Genomic DNA, 15,951 nt, shown 5'->3' with positions numbered 1-15,951 from the left:
GACACGCGGGGCCGTCCACAAGCTCCGGCGGGGGCCTGTCCGGCACGCGCACGTCCTTCGAGACTGGGGCCATGAGCACTCCACGCATCCCCCAGGACGATCACACACCGTCCGACACGCACCCCCTTCCGACGGATGGGGCAGAGCAGCAGGTCATCACCGTCTCGGGTCCCGAGGACGCCGTCGCTCTGGTCCACCACACCTTAGGGTTCCTGCCGGAGGACTCCCTGGTGGTCATGGGACTGCACGCAGGACGGACCGGCGCCCATCTGCGGATCGACCTCAGCGCCGGTGTGGACCACCCTGACAGGCTCGCCCACTGGGTCGGCAGGCATCTGCTGGGCTCCGAGGTGACGCCGGCGCCCGACGGCGCCGTCATCTTCCTGTTCACGGATGAGGAGCCGGCGCCTCCCACCTGGAGGATCCGGCTCTGCGCCCCTGGGCCGCGCTGCATGCCTCCCTCTGCTCGGCTCTGCGCCAGGACCACTGTCTCCAGATCGTCCAGACGTGGTGGATCGGCGGCGGCTGGGTCCGGGACTATGACTGCCTCGACCCGCGGTGCTGTCCCTTCCCCGGAATCCGTCTCGAGCGGGCGGAGAGCAGCGTCGTCGCAGCCCACATGGCCGTGCGCGGCAGGGTGCCGCGTCAGCCCTCGCAGCTCGTCGAGGACTTCCTGGAGCCTGGAGCGCCTCCCGAGGGAGACCACGTGGCCGAGGTCGACCTCGAGGCGATGGACATGAGCCTGAGCCTCGCCGACGTGCCGGCCGTCGCACAGGCGCTCCTCACCTGGGACGAGGTGATCCAGGAGCAGGCGCTCGAGGGTGCAGTGACGGACATGGCCCACCTCACAGACGACGGCGCGGCCGAGGGGGCCGTTCCGTCGGGCACATCCTGGACCGAACGGTACTGCGACCGTCTGGTCCCGCTCGTGGCCGTTCTGGAGTCGCCGGATCTCGCCGAGGCCGTGCTGGCGCTTGCCGCTGACGGACCGGAGTCTGTGGCGGTCGCTGTCGAGGCACTCGGTCTCGCGGAGCGGGAGGGGCTCTGGAACGGCCCGGAGCCCGAAGACGCCCACGGCATGTGGAGGTCCCTGGCTCGACTGTGGACAGATCACCTGATGGATCACGGGGGTCCGCCCTGCGCCGAAGCGCTCGTGGCGCCTGCGCCCGCGAGCGATCGCGTGCCCGACCAGCCGTTCGAAGGAGACGAGGCGGAGGTCGAGAACCTGCTGCGACTCCATCTCCGGCGATATCAGCAGGTACTGGCCGGCGCCACCGGCACTCGCCCGCGATGGGCGTCCATCGACGCTCTCGCCTCGGTCCTTCATCGCTGCAGCCGTTCTTGGGCGTGCAGGCGACGTCGACGTCGCTGGCCATGATGGCCTGGATCGAGTGGACCCGGGGGAGGGGGACGGTCAGCGGCGCCTTCCTGGACCGATCCTTGCGGCTGGTCGCCGATCATCCGCTGGCCCGGCGTCTCGCCGTCGGCCAGAAGGAGCCGATCATCTGCCCCTGGGCGATGGTCAAGGCCCATTCCTGGTCATGACGGACCGGCGCTGAGGCGGGATCGCCGCCGGATCCCAGGACTTCTCCGGGTTCCAGGACTTCTCCGGATGCCAGGATCATGCCGTCAGTGCTGCGACCTCGCGTGGCCGGTCACGGAACCCGGGCTCAGGACGGCCCGACGAACTCCTGGCAAACTTTTTCCCCCACGCGGGAATGATCCTGGCAAGGGGTATGTTGTGAACTGCTGAGACCCTGCAACCATCGTCAGGTCGCTCATCACGCACCGGGAGACCGGCGTCGTATGCACACCGTCAGGTGTGCCTCGGCGGCCGCCCGGACAGCAGGTGTGAGACGGACGACGGACTTGACAGGGTCATAGGTGTGTTGACCACGGGTCGGCCACCGCCTTCACACGTCCTAGTCGGAAGGTCATCGTGCCCACTACTGCGTCCCAGTCCACAGAAGAGAACGCAGCCGCGGCAGAGGCGGAACAGTCGTCCGCTGCCACCAGTAGCTCGTCCTCGCGCACTTCAGCGCCAGGGGGAAGCGCCGCGGCCCAGAAGTCCAGCTCCACGTCGAAGCGGTCCGCCGCCTCAACGTCCAGCACCGCCGCGAAGAAGTCCACCGCCAAGGGCTCCGGCAGGAAGACCGGAGGCCGGAAGAAGGCGGCCGACCCGGTCGACGAGGTGTTGGCCGAGGCCGCCCAGGAGCAGGAGGCTCCGACAGCGGTGCTCGAGCAGGCCGTGGCCAAAGCCCTGGAGGACGGAGACGAGGAGGAGGTTGCCAAGAAGGTCGCGGCCGCGGCCGGCGACTCCGACAACGCCGAGGCGATCGTCGAGAACGCCAAGAAGGCAGCCAAGGGTGAAGAGGCCGAGGAGGAGGAGACCAAGGGCCGCGGATTCGTCATCTCCAACGCGGACGACGACGACGCCCCCGCGGTCCAGGTGGTCTCCGCCGGCGCCACGGCGGACCCGGTCAAGGACTACCTCAAGCAGATCGGCAAGGTCGCGCTGCTCAACGCGGAGCAGGAGGTCGACCTCGCGCTGCGCATCGAGGCGGGCCTCTTCGCCGAGCACAAGCTCGCCACCGAGGAGATCTCCGACCGCCGCCTGCGGCGAGACCTGGAACTCATCGTCGCCGACGGCCGGCGCGCCAAGAATCACCTCCTCGAGGCCAACCTGCGCCTCGTCGTCTCTCTGGCCAAGCGTTACACGGGCCGCGGCATGCTGTTCCTGGACCTCATCCAGGAGGGGAACCTCGGACTCATCCGCGCTGTGGAGAAGTTCGACTACACCAAGGGCTTCAAGTTCTCCACCTACGCCACGTGGTGGATCCGTCAGGCCATCACCCGCGCCATGGCGGACCAGGCGCGCACCATCCGGATTCCGGTGCACATGGTGGAGGTCATCAACAAGCTCGCCCGGGTGCAGCGTCAGATGCTGCAGGACCTCGGGCGGGAGCCGACCCCCGAGGAGCTTGCCCAGGAGCTGGACATGACGCCGGAGAAGGTCGTCGAGGTCCAGAAGTACGGTCGCGAACCCATCTCGCTGCACACGCCCCTGGGTGAGGACGGCGATTCGGAGTTCGGCGACCTCATCGAGGACTCCGAAGCGGTCGTGCCCTCCGACGCGGTCAGCTTCACCCTGCTGCAGGAGCAGCTCCACTCGGTGCTGGACACCCTCGCCGAGCGGGAGGCCGGGGTCGTCGCGATGCGGTTCGGCCTCACCGACGGACAGCCGAAGACTTTAGACGAGATCGGCAAGGTCTACGGCGTCACCCGGGAGCGCATCCGACAGATCGAGTCCAAGACGATGTCGAAGCTGCGCCACCCGAGTCGTTCGCAGGTGCTCCGCGACTACCTCGACTGAGCACCGGCGACGCCGCCTGACCGTGGAGGTCCGGGAAGCCACGGCTCCCGGACCTCCGGCTTGACAGGCCCGTCAGCGTCGAGCTCGACTCGACGTCACGCATATGGCCGGTGGACGACGGACTGCTCCGTCGCCCACCGGCCATATGTCGTTCGAGCACATGTCTTCCAGCCCTGTGACGTTGCGGGCATGTGTCGCCCACCCCAACACCGGACACCGCCCGACGCGAGCATGACGAAGGGCCCGGAGGGAGATCCCCCGGGCCCTTCGTCTGAAGTCGACTCATGGCGTCCACGGATGATGCCGTGCGACGCCTGCCGTCAGCTCGTCGCTCGGCGTCTCATCGAGCCTGGGCGAGTCGCTCCGACTCGTCGACCCACTCGGAGGTCTTCGGCCGCAGGCTGTCCTGAACCTGTCGAGCATGGTGCACGCAGAAGAGCAGATCACCGGCGCCGGAGGTCAGGACCGCGCGCACGTAGGCCTGTGCTCCACAGCGGTCACAGCGGTCGAGGGCAGTCAGAGTGTTCGTGTGTGCTTCGAGTGTCCCAGTCGTGCCGGTCATGCTCTTCGCCTCCTCACGTGAATTGTAGGTACCCATACAACCACGTCGAGGGCCGATTCATTCGCCCTCGGCGCCCGTTTCGGCGATCTTTCGCTCACCGCGTACGCGTGATTCGCTGTGTTTCCGCGGATCCCAGGGTCTGCGGCGGTTCTGCCGAAGTTGCACGCTCAAGCCCGATACGGTGGCTTTGACTGTGCCCGAACGGGACGCCCTGACGGCGTCCCATCAGAGTCCACCAGGAGGAGATCCGTGGCGAAGAGATCCGAGTACGACGCTCGACACCTGTCGGTGCTCGAGGGCCTGGAGGCGGTCCGCAAGCGCCCCGGCATGTACATCGGCTCCACGGATTCGCGCGGCCTCATGCACTGTCTGTGGGAGATCATCGACAACTCTGTGGATGAGGCGCTGGCAGGGTACGCCTCCACCATCACCGTCACGCTCCATCCGGACGACTCCGTGGAGGTCACCGACGACGGCCGAGGCATTCCTGTCGACGTCGAGCCGCGCACCGGCCTCTCGGGCCTCGAAGTGGTCTTCACCAAGCTTCATGCCGGAGGAAAGTTCGGAGGCGGCTCCTACAACGCCGTCGGGGGCCTTCACGGAGTCGGGGCCTCGGTGGTCAACGCGCTGTCGGCGCGCCTCGATGCGCGAGTCACCCGCGGGGGCAAGGTCCATCAGATGTCCTTCCGGCGCGGCGAGCCCGGCACATTCGCCGGATCGACGGCGAACCCGGATGCCGAGTTCAGCCCTGCCGCAGAAGGGTCCCCGGTGGAGGTCGTCGGCAAGGCCAAGCGGGGAGCCACCGGCACGACCATCCGCTATTGGGCCGATCGCCACATCTTCACCCCGGATGCGCGGTTCGACGATGAGGAGCTGAGCAACCGCGCTCGACAGACCGCCTTCCTGATCCCCGGTCTGCGGCTGACGGTGCGCGACCTTCGCGGCGAGACCCCTTCTGAAGAGGTCTTCCAGTACGACGGCGGCATCAGCGAGTTCGTGGACTTCCTCTCCACAGACTCGGCAGTGACCGACATCTGGCGGATCCAGGGCCACGGCAGCTTCACCGAGAGAGTGCCGGTGATCGGCGAGGACGGCCGCAGTCACATGGAGGACGTGGAACGGGACTGCGAGGTCGACATCGCCCTGCGCTGGGGCATCGGCTACGACTCCACGGTGCGCAGCTTCGTCAACATCATCGCCACCCCCAAGGGCGGGACGCATCTGACCGGTTTCGAGCAGGCGCTGCTGAAGACCTTCCGCAAGACGGTGGAGGCCAACGCGCGTCGCCTCAAGGCGGGGAACGACAAGCTCGAGAAGGACGATGTCCTGGCCGGACTGACCGCCGTCGTCACCGTGCGGATCGCCGAGCCGCAGTTCGAGGGGCAGACCAAGGAGATCCTCGGCACCTCGGCGGCGCGCCAGATCGTCTCCAAGGTGGTGGAGAAGCAGCTCGCACAGCGGCTGAACTCCACGAAGCGGGGTGACAAGCAGCAGTCCACTGCCGTGCTGGAGAAGGTCGTCTCGGAGATGAAGTCGCGCATCTCCGCGCGGATGCACAAGGAGACCCAGCGCCGGAAGAACGCCCTGGAGAACTCCTCGATGCCGGCCAAGCTGGTGGAATGCCGGTCGAAGGGCGTGGAGAACACCGAGCTGTTCATCGTGGAGGGAGACTCCGCCCTCGGCACCGCGAAGCTCGCGCGCTCCTCCGACTATCAGGCGCTGCTGCCGATCCGAGGAAAGATCCTCAACGTCCAGAAGGCCTCGGTCTCGGACATGCTCTCCAACACCGAATGCGCGGCGCTGCTGCAGGTCATCGGTGCTGGCTCGGGCCGGACCTTCGATCTGGACGCCGCCCGTTATGGCAAGGTGGTGCTGATGACCGATGCCGACGTCGACGGCGCGCACATCCGCACCCTGCTGCTGACGCTGTTCTTCCGCTACATGCGTCCCATGATCGAGGCAGGGCGGGTGTTCGCCGCCGTGCCCCCGCTGCACCGGGTGGAGGTCATCCACGCGGGGCGCAGGTCCAATGAGGTCCGATACACCTACTCGGAGACGGAGCTGAACCGGCTGCTCGCCCAGCTCGAGGACGAAGGGCTCCGGTACAAGGAACCGATCCAGCGGTACAAGGGTCTCGGTGAGATGGATGCCGACCAGCTCTCCGAGACGACCATGGACCCCGCTCATCGGTCCCTGCGGCGTATCCGCGTCGCCGATGCTGAGGCCGCTGAAAGGGTCTTCGACCTGCTCATGGGCTCCGTGGTCGCACCTCGCAAGGACTTCATCATCGAGGGATCCAAGGCGCTGGACCGGGAGCGCATCGACGCCTGAGGTCGCCGTCGCCGGTGAGGGTGGAGCATCTCTTCTACAACGTGTCGAAACACTCTGCCTCACTGGCGCGTGACAGCGCGACCAGCCGAGTTCTGGCGATAGACTGTCCTCTGACCGCGACTGCACCTTGACCCATTGTGAGCCCCAGACGTGACCCAGAACTCTTCCGCCGCCGTGTCCGGCGCGCCCCGTGAGACCGCCCCCTCGCCGACGCCGGGCCGTCCGGCCGGTGAGACGCGGCCGCAGTGGCGACGCAAGGCCGCGGCCTACTGGTCGCTGACGAAGCCGCGGGTGATCGAGCTGCTGCTCGTGACCACGCTGCCGACGATGTTCTTCGCCCAGCGGGGGTTCCCCGACTTCTGGCTGGTGCTCTCCACTATGGTCGGAGGCGCGTTCGCCGCTGGCTCGGCGGGAGCGTTCAACTGCTACATCGACCGGGACATGGACAAGCTCATGAACCGGACGAAGAAGCGCCCGCTCGTCACGGGCGAGCTCAGTCCGCGCGAGGCCTTCGTGTTCGCCTCGCTGTTGGGAGTCCTCGCGCTCGTGGTCCTGTGGTTCGGTGCGAATCCGATGGCCGCCGGACTGGGCGCCGCGGCGATGTTCTTCTACGTAGTCATCTATACGATGGTGCTCAAGCGGCGGACCGAGCAGAACATCATCTGGGGCGGCCTCGCCGGGTGCTTCCCCGTGCTGATCGCGTGGGCGGCCGTCCGGGAGACCGTCGAATGGCCCGCGCTGGTGCTGTTCTTCATCATCTTCCTGTGGACTCCGCCTCACTATTGGCCGCTGTCCATGAAGTACCGGACGGACTACCAGACAGCGGACGTGCCCATGCTGGGTGCCGTGGCCACGGCCAAGACGGTCTCCGTCCAGGTGGTCCTCTACGCCTGGGCCACTGTGGTGTGCTCCCTGCTGCTGGTGCCCATGGGATGGGCCGGGATCACGTACACGGCCTTCGCCGCGGTCTCCGGCGGCTGGTTCCTCTACGAGTGCCATGTGCTCCACCGTCAGGCTCAGCGTGAAGCCGTGACCGACAAGAAGGCCATGAAGGTCTTCCACCTGTCCATCATGTACCTGACGCTGCTCTTCATCGGACTGGCCATCGATCCCTTCATCGGCGCCCCGCTCATGGGCTAACCTGAGCTCCCGGCCGCCCACGGATGAACCGTCGGTGGCGATCGGAGCGGCAGGAGCAGGAGGGGCGACGATGGCGCTGCGCTGGTACTCCACCGTGGTCGAGGCCCAGGACCACCACGCGCTCGCTCGGTGGTGGGCTGAGGCGCTCGGCTGGGACGTCGCGATCGCCACGGACGAAGAAGCGGTCGTGCTGCCGCCCTGGGCGCGCGAGTTCGTGAGGATCCTCGAGTTCCATCACGTCCCGCCTGGCATGGTGTTCGTCCCGGTGGAACATGCCAAGACCACCAAGAATCGGCTGCACTGGGATTTCGCTCCGCACACCAGTGACGACCGCGACGCCGAGATCCGGCGGCTGATCGACATGGGCGCGCGGCGCATCGACGTCGGTGCGGGCGACGACGCCACCTGGACGGTGCTGGCCGACCCCGAGGGCAACGAGTTCTGCGTGCTCTCATCCCGGGACATGTGAGCACGCCCCTGGAGGTCCCCGATCGTGTCGACGTCGTTCGCTGACGCGCGCTGGTACGCTGACCTCGATGGATGTCCTCTGCCGACGTGCCGCCGTATCCGCCGGTGGGGTGACGATGCTGGCACCCCTTGACGCGGACCTGCCTGCAGGTCTGCTCAGCGCAGTGAGCGGCCCCAACGGCTCAGGAAAGTCGACCCTCCTTTCGGTGATCGCGGGCCGACGTCCCCTCAGCTCCGGCCTCTGCCTCGTTGACGGGCGACCTCCCGATGAGACCAGTGGGCGATTCCGCGAAGCCGTGGCCTCCTTCATCGATACGCCTCCGCTGGCCCGGGACCTCACCGTCCGGGAGCAGCTGGCCGTGGTGGGTGCGTCCTGGTGGGCAGATCGGGACCCGTGGGCCGGAGCAGATGACCAGCTGATCGCTCTGGACGCCGCTCATCTCTCCGGGCGCTTCATCCATGAACTCTCTGCCGGGGAGCTGCAGCTCGTCATGCTCGCTCTCACCTGTCATCGCCCATCCAGCCTGCTGCTCCTCGATGAGCCGGAGCGCCATCTGGACGAGGAGCGGATCACTCAGCTCGGAGCCCTGCTGAAGCACCGGGCGCAGGCTGGGACCACGGTGGTGGTCGCGACGCATGATCACAGACTCCTGGAGCAGGCCGACCGCCGGATCTGCCTCGCGGCCGCAGACCGGACTCCATGAACGTCAGGGCGATGCAGAGGGACGAGAAGGCGATGCATCGACTCCGCCTGCGCCGCACCCGACTGGTCCTGCGAGGCCTCCTCCGTGACGGCGGGACAGGACCGGCGCTGTACGTCGGGGGGATCCTGGTGGTCTTCGGAGTCCTCCCCGCTTTCTGGGTCCTCGGAGAGCTGCTGGCGGAGCCGCTTCACGGTGTCGTCAGGGCCGGGGCTGATCGAGTCGCCCTGGGCGCCTCCGCAGTGCAGGCGCTCGGACTCTGGGCCGGGATCCGCTGCGGCCCCGCCTTGATGTCGCCCTTCAGCGCGCACATCCTGATGGCCACCGGAATACCGCGCGCTCAGGTGCTGGGGCGCGCCGCCCTCAGGAACATGACGCTGGGCACGCTGCTCGTCGGCATCACCTCAGCCAGCCTCATCCTGAGCGCCTCCCGCGGATCCTTGGAACAGGGTGCCGCCGGGGGCCCGACCCTGCTGGTGGTTCTGGCCAGTGTGGTCCTCGGCGGGCAGGCGAGCTTGGCATGGGCTGTCGGGCAGCGCGTGGGCCCGGGTGCCGCGTCCGGTATCGTCGCCCTGATCCTGGTGCTCTCGGGTTCGGCGACCCTGTGGTCCCCGACAATACTGCTCACGACCGGAGGCTGGTACGGGCTGCTGGCGACAGGGCAGGTGCCCACGCCTGCTGACTGGATGCTGCTGGCGGCGGCTGGGGCGCTGACGGCATGTGCCTGGGTGATGTATCGGGCACTGCCCTCAGGCCTCAGTTCGGTGCCGACCACCAGGATCATGGTTCAGGCGCAGCGCGTCGAGTCTGCGTTGCTCCTGGCCGGAGGCGGAGATCTGCGCCGCGCCGCGGAGGCGACGCGTTCCCCTCCCCGGAGACACCCACCCATGAGGCTGGGGCATTCAGTGCAGAAGGCCACGCATCGCCGGCTCAGCGCTGTGTCGGTCGGGTGGCGACAGGATGCGGCAGCCTCCCTCCGGCATCCTGGTCAGGCGCTGCGCAGCGTCGTGCTGCTGATGGCCGCCGGCATGGTCGCAGGACTCGTCGGCCCGACGACCGGATACGGCGGTGAGGATGTCGTCTCTGGCACCGCAGCGATGCTGGCCCTGTGTCTGCTGCTCGACGCCGGTCTCGCCGGAGTCAGTCCTGGGCTCCGCGGCCTGCAGGAGGAGCTGCAGGCCGCCCCGCTCTTCGGCTGGTCCCGGCGCGAGTTGACGGTGCGCCATGGTCTGTGGCCCGTGGCCGTCGCGTCGCCCTGCGTGCTGATCGGCTGCGTCGTCGCCGGCCTCTGGTGGCCTGAGCACGAGGGAGGCATCGGCGCAGGAGGCTGGTCCTCCCTCGAAGCCGCAGCACAGGGAGCCTGCTGGGCGGTGGCCGCCGTCGTCGTGATGTTCAGCTGTCGCCTGCTGCAGGAGGTGACTTCCCGCGACGCACCCCTGCTGGGGATCCCGCCCGTCCCCACTCCCGTGGGGGACCTCACCGGGGTGCTGCTGCTGCTCGGTAGCATTCGCGGTGTCCTCACCGCGGCAGCGATGCTGGGGGCCCTTGCCGTGCTCATCCACGAACCGTGGACGCAGGTGGCGGCGACGGCGGTCCTCGCCGCCGTCGCCGCGCTGGTCTCCCTCCTCGGGGCCCCTCTCCTGGCTGAGTCCCGCTGAGCGGGTCGGTCCGGCTGAGAGAAGTCAGTCCCGCTGAGAGAAGTCGATGACCACCCGGCCGTCAATCTTTCCATGGTGCATCTCGTCGAACACCGCGTTGATGTCGCTCAGAGGCCGAGTGGAGACCGTCGGGTGGATCTTGCCGCGGGAATAGATCTCCAGAGCTTCGACCATGTCCTGGCGGGTGCCGACGATCGATCCTCTGATGGTCAGCCCTTTGAGGACGATGTCGAAGATCGGCGCGGGGAACTCCCCGGGCGGCAGTCCGTTGAAGACGATGGTTCCGCCGCGGCGCGTCATCGAGATCGCCTGCCCGAAGGCATCCGGATGCACCGCTGTCACCAGGACTCCGTGGGAGCCCCCGGTGCGGCGATGGATCTCCTCGGCAGGATCGGAGCCCATCGCGTTGAGGGTGATCTCCGCCCCGTGGCGGGAAGCCAGGGCCAGCTTGTCGTCGGCGATGTCCACGGCGACGACCCGCATCCCCATGGCCACGGCATACTGCACCGCCAGGTGCCCGAGGCCGCCGATCCCGGAGATCACCACCCACTGGCCGGGCCGGACTCCGGTCATCTTCAGTCCCTTGTAGACCGTCACGCCGGCACAGAGCACGGGTGCGACCTCGAACGGATCCGCGCCCTCGGGAATCGCCGCGGCGAAGCGGGCGTCGACGATCATGTACTCCCCGAAGGATCCGTCGACGGAGTATCCACCGTTGATCTGCTCCTCACAGAGCGTCTCCCACCCGGTGCGGCAGTGCTCGCAGGACCCGCAGGCGCTCCACAGCCAGGCATTGCCCACAGTCTGCCCGACCTCGACGTCCGTGACGTCCGACCCGACCTTCTCCACCACGCCCACGCCTTCGTGTCCGGGGATGAACGGAGGCGTCGGCTTGATCGGCCAATCACCCTCGGCGGCGTGCAGGTCAGTGTGACAGACGCCTGAGGCGAGCAGCCGCACCAGGGCCTGCCCCGGGCCGGGATCGGGCAGCTCGTGCTCTCGGACGGTGAGTTCTGCGCCGAACTCCTCGACGACTGCTGCTGTCATGGTGCTCATGATCGTGCTCCTCGTCTGTTCGATGAACGATGACGACCGTGACGCTAGTCACATTCTCGTTGCAGTGAGGTTGCACCAGCCCAATGCTCCACAGAGCCGAGCACTGCCGTTCAGAGGTTCGAGCGGGCGATCAGCAGGGCTCGCTGCGGCGAGTCCGGAGGCAACACGCGCAGTGCCTCCCGGAGGACCTCGCCGTCACCGCGCGCCTCCGGCAGCTGCAGATATCGACAGATCTCCCACGGGGAGCCGTCCTGCAGGATGGACTCTCGGAGCATCGCTGAGAGCTCCCAACGGATCCTGACGATCCCCGGCGCCTCGGACCGAGGCAGCAGCTCCCCGGAGTACAGGTCCAACGCCGCGGTGCGATCACCGGCGGCGAGGGCATGGACGACACCGACGGCGTCCAGCCACGGCGGCGGATCCAGGCGGTACGGCCGAGAGTTCAGCCTGGGCGGGTCCGCGTGTCCCGGCAGGCCGACAAGGAGTCGCCTCAGCCGAGTCACCTCCGCGCGCAGGGCGACCTCATGCCCCGTCTCACCGAAGATGTCCTCGGCCAGACGGGCAGCGCTGGCGCCGCCTCCGGAGGACGATGACTCCTCCCAGGTCAGCAGGGTCAGCAGCTCTGCGTGACGCAGACTCAATCGCCAGCTCGACGCTCCAGCCGTGACCGTGCCGGTCTCCGAGCCCAGCACGGAGAATCTGAGCCGTGGGGCGGATCGGGGCTGGGAGCGCAGCTCACCCTGGGCCGCGGTGATGGCAGCGAGCACCAGCGGCAGCGCGTGCGTCTCCACGGCTGCAGGACCGCCGGTGATGTCCACCACGCCGAGCAGGTCACCGGTCTGCGGGCAGCGGATCGGCGCGGCTGAGCAGGAGAACTGGTGGGCTGCAGGGACGAAGTGCTCCTCCTGATTCACCTGGACGGCCCGTCCGGTGGCCAGCGCAGTGCCGGGAGCCGAGGTGCCGACGGCGCGCTCCGACCAGTTGGCGCCCGCCTGGAAGGCACTGGTCTCGGCCCGGCGCATCGCCTGGCGCGAACCGTCCACCCAGAGGAGGCGCCCCTGGGCGTCGCCGATGGCGACGACGAGACCCGCGTCCTTCGCGGGCTGGACCAGCAGCCTGTCCAGCAGCGGCATGGCTGCGGAGAGCGGATGTTCGCGACGCAGCGTGTTCAGGTCGCCCTCGTCCAGGTCGATCGGCGCCTGGGCTCTCACGGGGTCGTCGAGGTAGCTCGCCGAACGCAGCCAGGACTCGCGCAGCACCGGCGGCAGGACAGACCAGGTCTGCGGATCATCGGGGACGGGCTCTCGCCCCATGAGACCTCCTGTGGTGGTGGGACATGGGCTGGTGAGGTTCGGGCCGCCGATGGGGCCTGCGCGAGATGCTCGTCAGCCGGCAGGGCCGTCGCACACCGATCCGACGACGGCTCCGATGGTGCACGTGATGCGGTCAGGATAGACCACGCAGAGGAGACGAGCATCACAGCGGTGCCGTCATCTGCCGGAGCTGAGGGCCCGCCCTGTGATGACTCGACGGGCATGCAACGAAGGTGCAACGTCGGCGGAGCTACGGTCACAGTCGTGAGCGACGTCACTGACCATCACGACGAAGGAGTCCCGATGACCGTCTACGCGCAGCCCGGCAGTCCTGAGAGCCTGGTGACCTTCAAAGCCCGCTACGACAACTGGATCGGTGGAGCGTGGACCGCCCCCGTGAAGGGCCGATACTTCGAGAACCCCTCACCGGTGACCGGACGGACCTTCACCGAGATCGCGCAGTCCGACGCCGAGGACATCGAGCTGGCCCTCGACGCCGCCCATCGGGCCGCACCCGCCTGGGGCCGCACTGCTGCGGCGGAGCGCGCCGTGATCCTGAACCGGGTCGCCGACCGCATCGAGGAGAACCTGGAGATGCTGGCCGTCGCCGAGACCTGGGACAACGGCAAACCTGTGCGGGAGTGCCTGGCGGCCGACCTGCCGCTGGTGGTCGACCACTTCCGCTACTTCGCCTCAGCGATCCGGGCACAGGAGGGCGGCATCTCCGAGCTCGACGGCGACACGGTCGCCTACCACTTCCACGAGCCGCTCGGGGTCGTCGGACAGATCATCCCCTGGAACTTCCCGCTGTTGATGGCCACCTGGAAGCTCGCCCCGGCCCTGGCCGCCGGCAACGCGGTCGTGCTCAAGCCCGCCGAGCAGACTCCGACCTCCATCCTGGTGCTGATGGAGCTCATCGCCGATCTGCTCCCGGAGGGCGTGGTCAACGTGGTCAACGGCTTCGGCGCGGAGGCTGGGGCGCCCCTGGCCTCCAGCCCCCGGATCCGGAAGATCGCCTTCACCGGGGAGACCACCACCGGCCGGCTCATCATGCAGTACGCCACGCAGAACCTGATCCCGGTGACCCTGGAGCTCGGCGGCAAGAGCCCCAACATCTTCTTCGACGACGTCGCCCGGGAGAAGGACGCGTTCTACGACAAGGCGCTCGAGGGCTTCACGATGTTCGCCCTGAACCAGGGGGAGGTCTGCACCTGCCCGTCGCGTGCGCTGATCGACGACTCCATCATCGAGGGCTTCCTGGACGACGCGATCGCCCGGACCCGGAAGGTCACCCAGGGAAACCCCCTGGACACCTCCACGATGATCGGGGCCCAGGCTTCGAACGACCAGCTGGAGAAGATCCTGTCCTACATCGACATCGGCAAGCAGGAGGGCGCCGAGGTGCTCCTCGGCGGCGAACGGGTGGACCTGGGCGGAGACCTCTCCGAGGGGTACTACGTGCAGCCGACGATCTTCCGGGGCGAGAACTCGATGCGGATCTTCCAGGAGGAGATCTTCGGCCCGGTGGTCTCGGTGACCGGCTTCTCCGGCTACCAGGACGCCATGGAGATCGCCAACGACACCCTCTACGGCCTCGGCGCCGGCGTGTGGTCCCGCGAGGCGAACACCGCGTACCGAGCCGGCCGAGAGATCCAGGCCGGCCGCGTCTGGACGAACTGCTACCACCAGTACCCGGCCCACGCCGCCTTCGGCGGGTACAAGCAGTCCGGCATCGGCCGCGAGAACCATGCGATGATGCTCGCCCACTATCAGCAGACCAAGAACCTGTTGGTCAGCTACTCGGAAGGCGCGGCAGGGCTCTTCTGAGCCGCCGGGCGACGTCGCTCGGTGGCGGCTCCTGCAGGACGGGGGAGCCGCCGCCGGAGCCCAGAAGGGAATGAAGGCCATGGCGTACCCACGGGTCAGCGTGACCGAGGATGCCGCTGCGTTGCTGCGACGGCTGAGGCAGGAGCACGGCAGGCCGCTGATGTTCCACCAGTCCGGTGGCTGTTGCGACGGCTCCGCCCCCATGTGTTACACGCAGGGGACGTTCCTGACCGGATCGTCGGACGTCCTGCTCGGAGAGCTCGACGCCGGCACGGGCGAACCCGTCCCGGTGTGGATCTCCCGGGCGCAGTTCGAGTACTGGTCGCACACCCACATCACGATCGACGTCACCGCAGGCCGCGGTGCAGGATTCTCCATCGAGGGGCCCACCGGTCATCGGTTCATGATCCGTTCCCGCCTCTTCACCGATGAGGAGGCCGAGGATCTGGAGCCGGTCCGGACCGGCTGAGTCGAGCGGGCGGCCTGCGGCGCGCGACGTCGGGACAGCTGCTCCACGTGGTCCTCGCGGCGCAGATCCCACGCCTCGTGGGCCTGGATGTTCACCGCCCGGGGCCCGGTGCGGCGGATCGTGCCCTCCACCAGCATCAGCTGGGCGGTGAACAGGATCTCCCCGGCATTGCCCTGCGCCTCGTCGAAGAAGGCGACGTCGGCACAGCCGGTGCCGTCGTCGAGGCTGATGAACACCACCCGCCGTCCGCTGGCCATCGGAGGCGTCTGGGTGGCCACCCGGATGCCGGCCACCCGGACGGTGGAGCCGCTGCGCAGCGTCAGCAGGTCCTCCGCCCGGGTCACACCGAAACGGTCCATCGTGTGCCGATGGGTCTCCATCACATGACCGGTGACGTCGATGCTGGTCAGCAGGAGTTCATCGCTGATCAGCTCCTCCCGGCTCGGCTCCGGATGCTTCTGCGGCAGGGCGGAGACCTCGACGTCGGCCATCGGCAGGGGCAGCTGCCCCACCACTTCGCGCCGCCTCGGGGAGGACGCCGTGCGGGTGCGCTCGACCACGGAGGCGACGAGATCGCCCCGGCGCCGTCGACCGCCGGGCATCAGAGAGTCCAGCGCGCCCACCTGGGCGAGCGCGCGCAACGTGGGGCGCTTCGGACGGGCCCGGTCCCGCAGGTCCGCCAGGGAGTCGAAGGGCTGGGCCTCCACGATCCGCTGGACCTCCGCCTCGCTGATGCCCGAGAGACTGGTCAGCGCCATGCGGATGCCCAGGGTGTGCTCCCCGCGGGGGCTCCGCGACGGAGTCGGCTCGAGCACGTAGTGCTCGGTGGAGCGGTCGACGTCCATGCCCAGCAGCGGCACACCCAGGCGGCGGGCCTCAGCCACCAGCAGCCGCAGCGGGTACATCCCCGGATCATGCTCGAAGAGCCCGGCCAGGAAGGCCGCCGGGTGATGGGTCTTCAGCCAGGCCGACTCGAAAGTGGGCACGGCGAACGCCGCCCCGTGGGCCTTGCAGAATCCGAAGGAGCCGAAGCCTGCCAGGATCTCCCACACC

General features: G+C 68.2%; 15 protein-coding genes. 11 read left to right on the top strand and 4 right to left on the bottom strand.

All coding sequences use genetic code 11. From position 1 onward, the window contains the following. Positions 1–71 precede the first annotated feature (71 nt). From BCY76_RS00290 to BCY76_RS00280, 4 genes are all read left to right on the top strand, one after another. A complete protein-coding gene (locus BCY76_RS00290; RefSeq protein ID WP_083277468.1) occupies positions 72–740 on the top strand; it encodes a DUF4192 family protein in 669 nt (222 codons plus the stop codon). Beyond that, positions 707–1,378 (top strand): hypothetical protein, encoded by a 672-nt coding sequence (locus BCY76_RS00285; RefSeq protein WP_083277467.1) that lies wholly within the window; start codon positions 707–709, stop codon positions 1,376–1,378. The genes BCY76_RS00290 and BCY76_RS00285 overlap by 34 nt, the downstream gene beginning before the upstream one ends. Then, positions 1,375–1,545, top strand: a complete 171-nt coding sequence (locus BCY76_RS18770; protein ID WP_237089874.1) for a hypothetical protein — start codon at positions 1,375–1,377, stop codon at positions 1,543–1,545. The genes BCY76_RS00285 and BCY76_RS18770 overlap by 4 nt, the downstream gene beginning before the upstream one ends. Positions 1,546–1,939: 394 nt before the next feature. Then, complete coding sequence (locus tag BCY76_RS00280; protein ID WP_070159912.1) at positions 1,940–3,373, top strand: RNA polymerase sigma factor; 1,434 nt, start codon at positions 1,940–1,942, stop codon at positions 3,371–3,373. 340 nt (positions 3,374–3,713) lie between these two features. Here BCY76_RS00280 and BCY76_RS00275 read toward each other — a convergent pair whose 3' ends face one another. Next, a complete protein-coding gene (locus tag BCY76_RS00275) occupies positions 3,714–3,935 on the bottom strand; it encodes a DUF7455 domain-containing protein (protein ID WP_070159911.1) in 222 nt (73 codons plus the stop codon). A gap of 249 nt (positions 3,936–4,184) precedes the next feature. On the opposite strand from BCY76_RS00275, the gene BCY76_RS00270 reads away from it, so the two are divergent. The 5 genes from BCY76_RS00270 to BCY76_RS00250 all read left to right on the top strand — a co-directional run bounded on the left by BCY76_RS00270 (position 4,185) and on the right by BCY76_RS00250 (position 10,233). Further along, positions 4,185–6,266 carry a DNA gyrase/topoisomerase IV subunit B gene (locus BCY76_RS00270; protein WP_070159909.1) on the top strand — a complete coding sequence of 694 codons (2,082 nt, stop codon included), beginning with the start codon at positions 4,185–4,187 and terminating at the stop codon, positions 6,264–6,266. A 150-nt stretch (positions 6,267–6,416) separates the two neighbouring features. Beyond that, positions 6,417–7,406 carry a heme o synthase gene (locus BCY76_RS00265; protein WP_237089873.1) on the top strand — a complete coding sequence of 330 codons (990 nt, stop codon included), beginning with the start codon at positions 6,417–6,419 and terminating at the stop codon, positions 7,404–7,406. A gap of 70 nt (positions 7,407–7,476) precedes the next feature. Beyond that, positions 7,477–7,875, top strand: coding sequence for a VOC family protein (locus tag BCY76_RS00260; protein WP_070159908.1), 399 nt, complete (start codon positions 7,477–7,479; stop codon positions 7,873–7,875). Positions 7,876–7,942: 67 nt separating this feature from the next. Then, a complete protein-coding gene (locus BCY76_RS00255; RefSeq protein ID WP_083277466.1) occupies positions 7,943–8,578 on the top strand; it encodes an ABC transporter ATP-binding protein in 636 nt (211 codons plus the stop codon). A 32-nt stretch (positions 8,579–8,610) separates the two neighbouring features. Then, positions 8,611–10,233: a hypothetical protein gene (locus BCY76_RS00250; RefSeq protein ID WP_170922527.1), complete on the top strand. Its 1,623-nt coding sequence runs from the start codon at positions 8,611–8,613 to the stop codon at positions 10,231–10,233. Positions 10,234–10,257: 24 nt separating this feature from the next. On the opposite strand, the gene adhP is transcribed toward BCY76_RS00250, so the two are convergent. Then, on the bottom strand, positions 10,258–11,289 hold the full coding sequence (gene adhP / locus BCY76_RS00245; protein ID WP_085437027.1) for an alcohol dehydrogenase AdhP: 1,032 nt from the start codon (positions 11,287–11,289) through the stop codon (positions 10,258–10,260). 110 nt (positions 11,290–11,399) lie between these two features. Next, the gene (locus BCY76_RS00240) at positions 11,400–12,602 is read right to left on the bottom strand and encodes a GAF domain-containing protein (RefSeq protein WP_070159904.1); all 1,203 of its coding nucleotides are present in this window, start codon (positions 12,600–12,602) and stop codon (positions 11,400–11,402) included. A 303-nt stretch (positions 12,603–12,905) separates the two neighbouring features. On the opposite strand from BCY76_RS00240, the gene exaC reads away from it, so the two are divergent. Both exaC and BCY76_RS00230 read left to right on the top strand, forming a co-directional pair. Next, positions 12,906–14,429, top strand: coding sequence for an acetaldehyde dehydrogenase ExaC (exaC, locus tag BCY76_RS00235; RefSeq protein WP_070159902.1), 1,524 nt, complete (start codon positions 12,906–12,908; stop codon positions 14,427–14,429). Between the two features lie 70 nt (positions 14,430–14,499). After that, positions 14,500–14,898 carry a DUF779 domain-containing protein gene (locus BCY76_RS00230; protein ID WP_070159901.1) on the top strand — a complete coding sequence of 133 codons (399 nt, stop codon included), beginning with the start codon at positions 14,500–14,502 and terminating at the stop codon, positions 14,896–14,898. Here BCY76_RS00230 and BCY76_RS18765 read toward each other — a convergent pair. Beyond that, entirely contained in the window at positions 14,823–15,950 is a 1,128-nt protein-coding gene (locus BCY76_RS18765; RefSeq protein ID WP_237089872.1) for a helix-hairpin-helix domain-containing protein, read from the bottom strand. The two genes, BCY76_RS00230 and BCY76_RS18765, sit on opposite strands and share 76 nt — an antisense overlap. Position 15,951: the final 1 nt, after the last annotated feature.

Source organism: Nesterenkonia sp. PF2B19 (assembly GCF_001758425.2).
In the GTDB taxonomy this organism is placed as follows: Bacteria; Actinomycetota; Actinomycetes; order Actinomycetales; family Micrococcaceae; genus Nesterenkonia; species Nesterenkonia aethiopica.
Note: the sequence above shows the minus strand (reverse complement) of the source record. Positions and strands in the feature narration are given on the sequence as shown.